At 53.2% G+C, this 12,237-nt stretch carries 6 protein-coding genes; 2 read left to right on the plus strand and 4 right to left on the minus strand.

Translation table 11 applies throughout. The annotated features are described in order from the left end of the window. Positions 1-871: 871 nt before the first annotated feature. The 3 genes from ADK28_RS05130 to ADK28_RS05140 are packed head-to-tail and all read right to left on the minus strand — an operon-like array spanning position 872 to position 8,889. Positions 872-1,234, minus strand: coding sequence for a DUF596 domain-containing protein (locus ADK28_RS05130; RefSeq protein ID WP_048795068.1), 363 nt, complete (start codon positions 1,232-1,234; stop codon positions 872-874). Between the two features lie 8 nt (positions 1,235-1,242). Continuing rightward, positions 1,243-7,161 carry a DUF637 domain-containing protein gene (locus tag ADK28_RS05135; protein ID WP_048795064.1) on the minus strand — a complete coding sequence of 1,973 codons (5,919 nt, stop codon included), beginning with the start codon at positions 7,159-7,161 and terminating at the stop codon, positions 1,243-1,245. Between the two features lie 60 nt (positions 7,162-7,221). Next, positions 7,222-8,889 (minus strand): ShlB/FhaC/HecB family hemolysin secretion/activation protein, encoded by a 1,668-nt coding sequence (locus ADK28_RS05140; protein WP_048795065.1) that lies wholly within the window; start codon positions 8,887-8,889, stop codon positions 7,222-7,224. A gap of 369 nt (positions 8,890-9,258) precedes the next feature. Between ADK28_RS05140 and ADK28_RS05145 the strand changes: the two genes are divergently transcribed. Further along, complete coding sequence (locus ADK28_RS05145) at positions 9,259-10,713, plus strand: SIR2 family protein (RefSeq protein WP_048795066.1); 1,455 nt, start codon at positions 9,259-9,261, stop codon at positions 10,711-10,713. Beyond that, positions 10,710-11,201 carry a TIR domain-containing protein gene (locus tag ADK28_RS05150; RefSeq protein WP_048795067.1) on the plus strand — a complete coding sequence of 164 codons (492 nt, stop codon included), beginning with the start codon at positions 10,710-10,712 and terminating at the stop codon, positions 11,199-11,201. The genes ADK28_RS05145 and ADK28_RS05150 overlap by 4 nt, the downstream gene beginning before the upstream one ends. A 65-nt stretch (positions 11,202-11,266) precedes the next feature. Here ADK28_RS05150 and pstB read toward each other — a convergent pair whose 3' ends face one another. Then, positions 11,267-12,079 (minus strand): phosphate ABC transporter ATP-binding protein PstB, encoded by an 813-nt coding sequence (gene pstB / locus ADK28_RS05155; RefSeq protein ID WP_019452422.1) that lies wholly within the window; start codon positions 12,077-12,079, stop codon positions 11,267-11,269. Positions 12,080-12,237: the final 158 nt, after the last annotated feature.

A 12,237-nucleotide genomic window follows, 5' to 3' on the forward strand; every position in this document is an offset into this window, starting at 1 on the left:
ATTCCCAGACCGGGTTAGGATTCTCATTGATTTTCTTGGCAAGACGAAGAAATGCGTTAGTTAAATCATTTCCTTCACCCGCCTCAACAAAGTCGAGAATATTCATTGCACCGGATGACGCCATATTACTTCTCCTGTTTACACTGTCTCACTGTAGGTTCGGCTCTCCTGTCACAGAACTGAGCCAAGGCTTGAACAGACAGATTATCCGCAAACATCAAAATGCAAAGGCATATGCTGTTGTGTAATAGATGACAGAGCATCCATCACCCGAGAAAATAATGCGTCCTTATAGGACTGTCTTTTTCCGAAAAAAGGGAAGTATTCTATGAATGCGCTCACATAACGGAGTAACGCTAACAACAGAATCACATTAAAAGGGTAAGATTAAATAAAAATTCAGACCTATTTTATGTTACCTACGAGCGAGAAATTTCATGCATAAAGTATCAAGCTTACTTATCTTTATTAGCCTTATTATTTTAATTATCGCGTTTTCACTGAATCTCTATGGCCACTACGCCGTCAGTAACTCAAACGCTGCACCGCTGTTTTCCCCGCTCTGGTGGACGCGCTGGTTCCCGCTCTATGCCTCGGGCGCTGCATTGCTATTGGTAGGGGTAGTGTTGCGAGTTTCGGGGCGGGGACGATAAAACCCAATTTCATCGTAGATATTGCAAAGCAATATATTCTGCCATATTCATTATCAAAGCAAATATTTCCACAATGCGTATATATTGCAAACCAAATAACCTTAAAAATAAAATAAAATCAATGTGTTGATTTTTGATTGCTGCGTAATAAAAAACCCGCTTTTGCGGGCTTTTTATTATCTGTTAACAGATTACCATTCTACAGATAGTATCAGTAACTACGTCCAATCCTGGTAGCCGTCTTCATGAATCCAAACAAGACCACCAGGGCATTCCTCTTCATAGAACCAAATATCTTCATTTTTTGTTTTCCATTCCTCTTCTGTCTTAGGGAATGCAGCCTTGTAATGTGTTAACTGTTCTTCAATGTCTCCCTCAAGGAATTGACCATGTTTGCCTAACCTTACTCTCCCTTCAGCCATAAGGTGATGAATCAAATCGAAAAAATAGTTTTTCTTATCTTCGTAGGACAATGTATTCCTATCAAAATTATCAGCTCTCATAGCTGACCATACGGTTCCAATGGAAGCACCGTCCAACTCTTCACTAAACAGTTTGTATTGATCATCGCTATACAACATGGTAGCCCTCATCGAAATTTGATTTCTACTCTTTTTTTCACTTTACCTTGAAGCGCATTCAGGTGTTCATTATCTATGATATCAATCGTCCAACGTGCTTTGGTATCTTCCTTGCTACTTGAAACACTTCTAAGAGTTAATTTCTCACCTGTTTTTTCATTTAAAACCACCGTCCATAGTGCATCTTTTCTGACTTCTATTAATGGTTTCCCTCCGGTAAGAGATTGCGCATAATCGAAGATCGCCTGTTTCGATAAATTCTCAGTGGCAAACACTTTTGTATTACCTTGCTTGTTGCTGCCGCCCTCACCTAACACCTGCTCAAACTGCTGACCAAACACGTTCAGCTTACTTTCGTTCTGTTTCGGGTCAAACACCTTGACCAACTGGTTAGTGTTAACCTTCTGTATTTCCCGTAGATAATCTGCCGTTTTAGTCGACAAATTCGCCCCGGCTGCTGTTTCTCCTTTGATAAAATCGGCAACCGGCTGAGTGTTGAACGTTTTTGTTTTGTATAATTCATCGGAAGCGTTCACCAGCTGTCGGCTCAACTTCCTCACGCTGTCTTCGGTCTTACCCAGAATCAATGTGCTGCCGGTCGTTACGGCGCCCGTGCCAATGATGGCCTCAGGTGCCACAATATCCGCCGCATAAATACCGGCTTGGTTCAGGCAAAGCGCGGGGTTAGTTTTGCAACCGGCAATCGCCAATCTTGCAGCCAGAACCAATTCTGGCGCAGCTCCCACCAGCGTCATCCCCCCCGCAGTAAGTACCAGACCGCCACCACCTACTGTCGCCACTATTGCGGCAGCTTCTCGGCGAGCCACAACACGTTTTGCCGCAGCAACATCGCCTTTACCAGCGGCCAAAATGTCTTTCTGATTATCAAGCGCATACTGCATCAACATATGCTCGGTCATGTTGTAGCGATAAATCGACTGTGCACTGTCCGCAGCGCTGTAGGCGCCCTCCGGTGTATGCGTTGCCAACGCCCCGGTCAAAGCCCCGATCACTCGTGCCGTTTGCTCTTTTACTTCATTGCCGTTTAGCGCCTCCTGCAGACGGTAGAGCTGGCGTTCTTTTTCGTTGAGATTGGCCGGTTCGAACAGCGTACTCTGCATCACAACGCCGGCCAGCTCCGCCGCCAGCGCCCCGGCAGCAGCCCCTTTACCGTCACCGCGCCCGATTTCCGCGGCGATGCCCGCCACAACCGCATGACTGACTGACTTCCCGGCCGCGCCCAGGACTTCGCCGTTATCCCCGATCAGATTGGCGCCCTCGGCCTGAACCTGGCTGCCGATGTTCGCCAACAGCGCATTGGTCAAGTTGTCTTTGAAGCTGCCGCCATTGATGGCGGTATTCAGGCTGGAGCTGATGACCGATTGCCCGGCCACCCGCTGCGCCACCCTGCTCCAGTCGCCGTTGCTCAGCTGCGGCAGTTTGACGTTGTTTGGATTGAGCGGTTTGCCCGCCGCGTCCTTGCTCCAACCCATCGCGCTGTCGAAGCCATTGAGCGCGCCGCCGATCGCCATCGCTGTGGCGGTCGCCTTGACGTTTTCATTGCTGCCCAGCGCCTGCAGGGTTTTTGACAGGTTGCCCTGGTTCTCCACCAGCGCCACCGCCGCCTGGGAGGCCAACGAAGACATCCCGGCGGTGACCGCGCCGCTGGTTATCGCCCCGCCGCCTACGGCGCCGGAAACGCTGGAGGCTGCCGTGGCTGCCAATGAACTGCCTGCGGTCACCGCCGCGGCCGCAATGGCGATCACCGCTGCCACCGCCGGGTTCAGGTGCTGGCTCTTGTAATCCCAGCTGTCGTAAGCGTCTTTGACCTTGCTCCACTGCACGTCGTTGCGCTTGTTCAGATCTTTGACCCAGGTGGTGCCCGGCGTATTCCCCAGGGCGTCGATGGCGCTTTGCAGCGCCTGCCCGTTTTTCACCTTCACATCGGCGCTGACGCCCTTGGCGGCTTCCACGGTCAGGGTGCCACCGGTATGAATGCTCGGCAGCACCCACTTATTGTCTTCGTAGCCTTTATTGGCCTGCTTGATAAAGAAGCCTTTCGAATTGCTGACGGTCTGTTCGAAAGAGGTGTTTTTCACCGCGCGGAAGTGAACCTGGCCATGCGTGCTGGTCAGGCGCGCGTTTTGCCCGGCGGCGATTTTGCTGGCTTCATAAGTGCTATCGTCGCGGCTCATCAGCGTGATATTGCCGGCGGCGGTAAACTCGGTAACCTTGTTTATCACATCGTGGCGGGTCTGCTTAACCTCGGTTTTCTTGCCCCACCATTTGCGCTTGGTTTCCTTTTTCTCGTAGTGGCTGGACTCCTCCATCGCCTGGGCGTAGAGATAGCCCCCCTTGGCGGCGATATCCATATTGCCGGCGCGCATGGCTTCAGCCTGGTTGTGGGCGTCGACCTGAGCTTTTTGTTTGGCCTCATCCGCCCCTTTACTTATCGCCTCATTGCGGGCGGTTGCCAGACGTGATTGTGCGCCATCGCGATCTTGCGTGGCCTGAGTAAGGCGCTGCTGCGCATTATTGAACGCTGATTGCTCGGCATTTATTTCATTCGGAAGACTATTCGCACGCTTCTCTTTTTCTAAAAGTTCATGGGTGATGCCAATACCTTCGGCTGCGATAGCTGCACTTTGCTGCCATAATCCCCAATCGTTAATTTCCATCAACTTGCCATGCTTGGCGGAAAACTCTTGAGCCTCCCTGATGCTCTCAGCTTGTCTTTGTTTTAACGTACCAATCTCACGCTGCAGCGTATTTAACTCATTGCTTTTACTATTTTTCGCTTGTTCAGCCAGGCTCTTGTCCTGCTCGGCTTGATTGATACGCTGCTGTGCGTTTTGAAGCTGTTGCTCAGCAATGGCTATCCGGCTTCCCCAATCCGTCACCGCTACCGGCGGTTTCCAGTTTGCCCCCAACCCTTTCACTACCAGTTTGGTCGCCTGGAACAAAATGCTGCCGCCGGAAATCACCGTCATCAGGCCACCAGCATTCAGCTCGGTCCCTTGCTGGGCACGGGTTTCGGTGAACTCGTTGCCACCTTCTCGGTAAGTGTGGTTTTGTAATGCCTCGAAGCGCATATCGCCGCCGGAGGTTAGCGTCATGTTAGCGCCGGAAGTCAGCTTGGCACCGTAAGTCAGCAGTTGGTTATTCGCCGCCGCGGTCAGGTTTTTCCCGGCGCTGAGGGTAGTGACCACATGGCGGTCGTCTTTGTTGTTGTCGTTAGCGGCATCGATAGCGGAATAGGCGACGTTAGACAACCATAGATTCTGTCCGGCCAGCAGCGTGATATTACCGTTGGCGGAAAGCGTACCGCCCTGGGTGCCGATGTCGCGGGCAGAGTTAATCAGCAGGTTGCCGCCAGCGTGTATCTTGCTACCGAGCTCTGGAGTGCGTGAGGTTGCAAAAAGATGTCCATAATTACCGCCCAGCGCCCGGTAGTTGAGGTCGGCATTATGCCCGGCCAGCAGCATCACATCCTTGCCGGCATTGATATTGACACCGCGCAGCGCCAAATAACCGCCGCTATTGAGTGAGACCGAGCCCGTGGCGTTCAGTTTTCCTGTGTTCAGTAGGCCATTGAAGTAGTGTTGCAGCTTGTCTGAAGGCAGATATTCACCGGGACGATCGCGCATCAGAACGGCATCATTTTTGATGAGAGAGATGCTACCGGAAGCCGTTATGCTGATGTTACGACTTTGTGGCGCCAGCAGCGTATTGAGCAACGTAATGGTGCTTCCCGCCGTCAGCGTCAGGTCACGAGAGGCCTGCAGACTGCCCAGCCAACGCACACCATCCTGACGGTAGTAATTGGGCTTCTCACTGGTGTGAACTTTTATCTCGCCAGTACGTGCGGTAAGCGTGATGTCCAATCCTTTCAGTTCGCTTTGCCATGCATCGATAGTATTACCGGCGCTCAAATTCAGCTCTTTGCCGGCAGACAAGATACCTTGACCCAGCACGATACGGTCTTCGGCGATAGCGGTGATATTACCTGTCGCGCTGATGGCATCGGTATTGACGATATTAGCCGCATGCAGGAGTACATTCTTTGCCCTAATAGTTTCCGGACGCCCAGCCGTATTGATGTCGTTTAATTGGCTTTCATTGGGCATCACCGTTCTGATTTCGATCTGATTCTTGAAGTCTGCAGTCAGATTGCCATCAGCGACCATACCGCCATCAATTATACCGTCATAACTCCAACGGAAAGCTCGCTCTCCGGTATCGACATAACTTAATGGGGGGTAAGGCCATCCCAGCTTTTCATATTGGATGTAAGCTTCCGTATCGGGTTTAAATTTGTTGAAGCGTTCTTTTGTACCAAAGGCGTGATTGATGGAACTGAAGGTATTACCTGTAAGGATCATATCTCCTTTCGCCTTCAGTTGGCTGGCATCATTCCACAATGAGCCAGCATTGATGTAGCTGTTTTTGCCAGACGCTATAATGGCAGGAGAAGAATTAGAGGTAACGCGGGTTCGAACTCGCTCATCGAGTATCCAATTAGCTAAGTGCCGATTTGCATAAGTACATTCCTCCGATGTCGTGCAAGGTAACAGCCATTTCTCCCACTTCGACATGTCTTCTTTATAAAGATCTTGTCGGTTTTTTATATCTCCGTTTTTATACGCATTGAATACGCTACCAAATAATCGCATTCCTTCTTGATCAACAGGCTCTATTTGGTCAGAAATCGCCAATGTCTGCCGCACATTATTGAGCTGCTCAGTCCGTATCACCAAGTCGCCGCTGTTGGTCAGGATTTTCGCCGAACGGTTCTCGACGGATTTAGCCTTGTTGCCCTGCGCATCCTTTTGGATCCACATATTTTTATTGGCGTGCAACTTGGCGTTTTCCCCCGCGTTGCGGATATGGTCGCCAAAGATACGCATATCGCCGCTGGTGCTGGTTTGCCCGTCATTCACCAGCGTCGTTGCTGCCAGCGTGGCGTTGCCGTCCGCCTGCACGACAGTACCCCGCGTAATGTGCAATCCCTTGGCACTGACATTGAGGTCACCCTTACTGTGCGTGGTGCCGTTAAGCACCAGGTTACCGTTAACGCTCAGCGTAATATCCCGCTGTTTGCTGGTGAGGTCTTTCAGGTTCACCCCCACCCCATCCTCGTTGGCCACCAGGCGGATTTTGTTGGCGTACATGCCGCCCAGCGCTTTGGTATCCACGGCCAGTTGGGGCTTAGCGCCTTCACCGGCGAGCGGTTTGATGCTGCCGTCCTTGAAGCTGATGCGGTTGGCGCCCTGAGTCAGCGACAGATTTTGTGCATTGATTTTGCCGTTCAACTCGGTGGCGCGGCTGATGATATCGACATAGTCGGCACCGCTGCCGTCCAGTCCTTTACCGCCGATGGTGACGCCGCCTTTTTTCACCTCCAGCGCTTCCAGCGCGCCCTGCTTGTCGAACTGCGGTTTGCCGGTGGTCAGCGTCACGCCCGGCGCGTTGATAAAGCCGCAGCCGTCGCAGGTGATGCCATTCGGGTTGGCGATCATCACGTTGGCCTTGTTGCCGAATACCTCGAGCTTGCCCTGCAACTCGGAACGACTGCCGCCGATCACCTCATTGATGATCAACTCCGCCGGTTTTCCCTTCAGGTAGGTGTTGCCCTGCGCGCTGTAAATCTCCACGCCCAGCTGCGTTTTGCCGCCGTGTGTGGCGTTATTCAATACGGCACCCTGTGGCCCAACGTTGAAATCTTTATAGGTGTTGTGGGAGATGCCCGCACCGTTCGGCGTGGCGATATTCACCACCGGTACGTTGCCCGGCTTGATAACCACCTGCGTATTGCCGTTAGCGGCGGTAATGCCGGCAGCGAACGCCGGGTGCAACGGCTGGAAAGCCGTCAGGTAGATCAGCAAATAGCTGGCGCCCCGCGCCAGCGGATGATTGAGCTTATCCATATTCATTCCTTCGAAAGGATGTTGTTTTGAACGCCGAGGCGCTCCTGCTGTGTGCTGGCGTTATAACGTGACGGTGGCTTGCCAGTAGGCCACCCAACGATCCGGTTGCAGGCTGTCTGGGTGCGTCAGCGGTTTACCGATGGTGACCGCCTGATTGAACCAACGGCCGCTTAGCGTGGCGCCCAGCGCCGCCCCGACGACGCTGCCGCCGTCTATCTGCCCGGCGCGCCCCTGCAGCCAGCCGGCGTCTAACGCGCCGGTCAAAGAAAGCTCCCCCAGCCTCGGCAAGGTCTGCCATTGCCAGTTGAGTTCATTGCGCCAGTAGGCGCCGCGATTACCGGTCAGGTACTGCTCTTTAAAGCCACGCACCGAGTATTGCCCGCCGATGGAAATGCGCTCCCCGGCATACAGGTTGTCTGCGCTGGTTTGCCCATAGGCCGAGGTCAGGTAGTAGAGGGAGGGTGCGAGCGGATAGAAATAACTGGCGCTGAGGCCAAGCTTACGGAACTCGCTGCGCGGCGCTCCGTCGCGCTCCGGATCGTCGGCGGTGGCGCCCAGCATGCGCAGCCCGCGGCTTACCGTCGGGTTCAGCGTCATATAGCCGCCGCCCGCGACCGCGCTGTAATTGAGGCCCAGGCTGGCAATGCTGAGCGTCGGGCTGCTGACGCCCAACCGTTCACCCGCCAGCTTATTTTCCGTGGTGCGCCGCGCTAGGCCGATATCGACGGCCAGCTTGCGTTTGCCATCCCGCAGCAACGTGTGGTTGGCGCCCAAACGCTGGGTCTGGTTATTGCCCTGATAGCGGTAAGCCGCGCCGTTGAATGGCACCTGCTGGAAAAAATCGTTCCAGGCGTACTGGTAGCTGAACAGCCAATAGCCATAGGGTAAGGTGACGCTGCCGTTCAGGCTGCGGCTGCGATGATGTGGGCTGAAATCGTTATTGCGCGCTGCGGAGAGCGACCACTGGTCGGCCAGGCGCAGCGGGTTGTCCAGCACCACGCCGGCATTCATCTGCCCGGTGCCGGTGCTTTTCTGGCCGCTGTTATCGGCGCCGAAAGAGAAAGAGACCGGCGCGTGCGTGGCGCCACGCAGCAAAACTACTTTGGAAAAGCCGGGTTGCTCGCCAGGTTGAATATCGATGGTCACCTGCTGCGAAGCCAGCCGGTTGAGCTGCTCCATGCCCTGCTCGATATCGCGCAGATTCAATACGTCGCCGACCAGGCCGGGGAACGCCATCTTCAACGCCGGCGTCTGCTCGCCGCTCTGCGTGATGGACTCGATTCGCCCTTCGCTGACGCTGACGACCAACACGCCACGGGAGATATCCTGCTCCTGCAGCCAGGCCTGCGAAGTGACATAGCCGCGTTGCAGATAAGCATTGGTGGTTTCACGCACCAGGCGGTTGATGTGCTCCAGCGTCAGACAGCTTCCCTGATACGGGCGCGCCAGGCTTTCTTTCACCGACCAGGAAAGATGCTCGGCACCCTCAAAAACAATCTGCCGCACCGGCTGGCAAACCGCTCCTGCGGCGGCTGGCACAGGCAGCGGTAACGCCGGCAATTCAACGTTATTTTGCAGCGCCTCGCGCTGTTGCTGGGCCTGTTCCAGCAACGTTTTCTGCTGTTGGGTAATGCTGTCGCGATCGGCAGGGCTGGTGATTTCTGCGCACCATGCCGAGCTGCAAAACGCCAAAAGCACAGGCCAAATCCTCGGCTTCCATGCACACATTTAAATACATCCATTTACGTTAATTTACATACCTTAGCGGAGTATATACATTTTATGCCGCCAATCAATGATAATGATAATTAATTTTGTTTGATCTAAATCACAATGCGGAAAAAATGCGCATATGCCACAGCTACTGCGGCTTATTACCCAGAGTGCATTTAATTAATATTAAAATTAAAAAAATGAATAGTAAGAACAAATAAATTCAATATAAAAATAACACGTTCAACATCGACAAAAACAAACAAGCAGAGTTTACAAAGTTAATTCACCCTTTTATCTTGGTAGTTCTATTCGCATAATTAATTCATAAGAAACATAGTTATTAATTAACCAATAAAGAAAAACAATATCGGGAATAGCCTCATGTTTAACCGTGATATAGAACTGTTTATTCGTGATTACGTTAATGATATTAAAGCTGGCAGCGCCGCACTGTTCGCCGGCGCCGGGCTGTCCATCCCCGCCGGTTTCGTTAGCTGGAAAGAGCTTATCGGCGATATCGCTTATGAACTGGGGCTGGATATCGAAAAAGAGAGCGATCTTATTTCCCTGGCGCAGTATCACCTCAATGAAAAGGGCAACAGACATAAGATAAATCAAAAAATAATTACAGAATTCGCTGAACAGGCGGAAGAAACAGAAAACCACCGGATTATCGCCAGATTACCGATAGCGTCACTTTGGACCACCAACTACGACGACCTGATTGAAAAAACCTATGCCCGCTATAATCGCGTATGCGACGTTAAAACCACACCGGAAAGCCTGACCAATAACATTCACAAACGTGATGTTGTTTTATATAAAATGCATGGTGACTATAGAAATCCCAACCAGGCGATTATCACCCGCGAACAATACGAAACTTACTCCCGTACACACCTTCCTTTTATCAACATGCTGATGGCGGAGCTGACCGCTAAAACCTTCCTGTTTATCGGTTTCAGCTTCGAAGATCCCAATCTGCAATATGTGTTGAGCCGCCTTTACGCGCAGTACGGCGAAGGGCAGAGAAACCACTACTGCATCATGCGGCGCGTCCAGCTCGGCGACAGCGGCAGCGAGGATCAGGCGTCCTGTGACTACAACAGCCGCAAACAAGGCTTGATGATTAACGATCTGCGCCGTTACGGCATTCAAACGCTGTTGGTGGATGACTATCGGCAAATCACTGACCTGCTGTATGCCATCGAAACGCAGTTCAAGAAAAGCACGGTGTTTATCTCCGGCAGCGCCGACAACTACCAGCCCTATGCCCGTGAAGAGTCCATCCAGTTCATACATCGTCTGGCGCGCCTGCTTATCCGCAAACAGTATCGCATCGTCAACGGTTTCGGCTGGGGCGTAGGCACGGCGGTGATCAACGGCGCACTGGAAGCCATTTACGACAGCCAAGGAAAAATCAGCGAAAGCCAGTTGGTGTTGCGTCCTTTCCCCCAATTCGCCAGCGGCGGCATTACCCTACCGGCTCTTTGGCACGAATACCGTCAGAACATGATTTCGCTCAGCGGCATCGCAATCTTTTTGTTCGGCAACAAACGCAACGCCGAAGGCGAATACGTGCTGGCCGACGGTTTATTGAAAGAGTACCAGATCGCCACGGAACAAGGCTGCGTCTGCATTCCTATCGGTTGTACCGGCAGCGCATCCGCCGAGATCTACCGGAAAATCAAGGAGGAAATGAAAGAAACCCTCTACTACCGCAACCCCGCCGCCATGAATCTGCTGGATCAGCTTAACGAACCGGGCAGCCTGGCGGAGAAGAAAAAAAGCCTGTTGGCGCTTATCGATATCATTACTAAGGATAACCCCCGATGACCAGAAAATGTTTTTACAGTTTCCATTATGAGCCGGACAACTGGCGCGCTTCTCAGGTACGCGAAATGGGCTCGCTGGAAGGTAACCGGCCAGCCACGGATAACGATTGGGAGGAAGTGAAAAAAGGCGGTGACGCCGCCATCGCCGCTTGGATCAAGGGCCAGTTGGACAATCGCAGCTGCGCCGTGATTCTCGCTGGTAAAGATACCGCTGATCGCAAATGGATTAATTTCGAAATATGCGAGGCTTGGAAAAAAGGCATGGGCGTGCTGGTGGTGTATATACACAATTTGAAAGACAGCGCCGGCGACCAAACCACGAAAGGTAAAAACCCGTTGGATTACATTAAGCTGGGTGACGCAAAGCTTTCCACAATCGCCAAAGCCTACGATCCGCCTTATTCGACCAGCACCAATGTCTATAACCATATAAAAGACAATTTGGCTGAGTGGGTAGAAGAAGCGATCCGCATTCGCAAAAATTACTGACGCCCCTGATAGACAAAAGGCTGCACGGTTGTGCAGCCTTTCGTTTGTTCATAGCCCAAACGGCCTCACCCATACCGCCCGGTAATATAATCCTCGGTGCGGCGCTGGCGCGGCGAGGTGAAAATGGCATCGGTGTCGTTGTACTCCACCAGCCGGCCCTGATGAATAAAGGCGGTGTAGTCGGAGACGCGCGCCGCCTGCTGCATGTTGTGCGTCACCAGCACCACGCTATAGCGCTGCTTGAGTGCGGAAATCAGCTCTTCGATGGTCAGCGTGGAGATCGGATCCAGCGCCGAGGTCGGCTCGTCGAGCAGCAACACCTCCGGCTCGATGGCGATGGCGCGCGCGATCACCAGGCGCTGCTGCTGGCCGCTGGACAAGCGGAACGCATTTTCGCGCAGCCGGTCCTTCACCTCATGCCACAGCGCGGCGGCGCGCAGCGAACGCTCCACCGCTTCATCCAGCAAGCGCCGGTCGCGCACGCCCTGCAGCCGCAGGCCGTACACCACGTTTTCATAGATCGATTTCGGGAACGGGTTCGGCCGCTGGAACACCATGCCCACCCGCCGCCGCAGCGCCGCCACGTCGATCTGCGCGCCGGAGATCGCCGCGCCGTTCAGCTGTAGATCGCCCTCGATGCGGCAGTTGTCCACCAGATCGTTCATGCGGTTGAAACAGCGCAGCAGCGTCGATTTGCCGCAGCCCGAGGGACCAATCAAAGCCGTCACCCGGTGTTTCGGGATGCGTAACGAGATATCGTGCAACACCTGCTTGTCACCATAAAACAGGTTCAGGCCGTTGACCGCCAGCGCGGTCTGTTCATCGTCGAGATGCTGGACATCCAGCCGGGGCAAACTGCCTGGCGTCATCAAACCCATTACGCACTCCCCAAAAATAGCGTCATTGTTACTGCGACCATGCTCGGTACCGCTCCCTCAACGAATGGCGGATACCCATCGCCGCCAGATTCAAACTCACCACGATCGTCACCAGCAGGAAGGCGGTGGCGAACACCAGCGGCCGCGCCGCCTCTACG

The sequence above is a fragment of the Serratia sp. 506_PEND genome (assembly GCF_001076875.1).
Taxonomy (GTDB): Bacteria; Pseudomonadota; Gammaproteobacteria; order Enterobacterales; family Enterobacteriaceae; genus Serratia; species Serratia marcescens.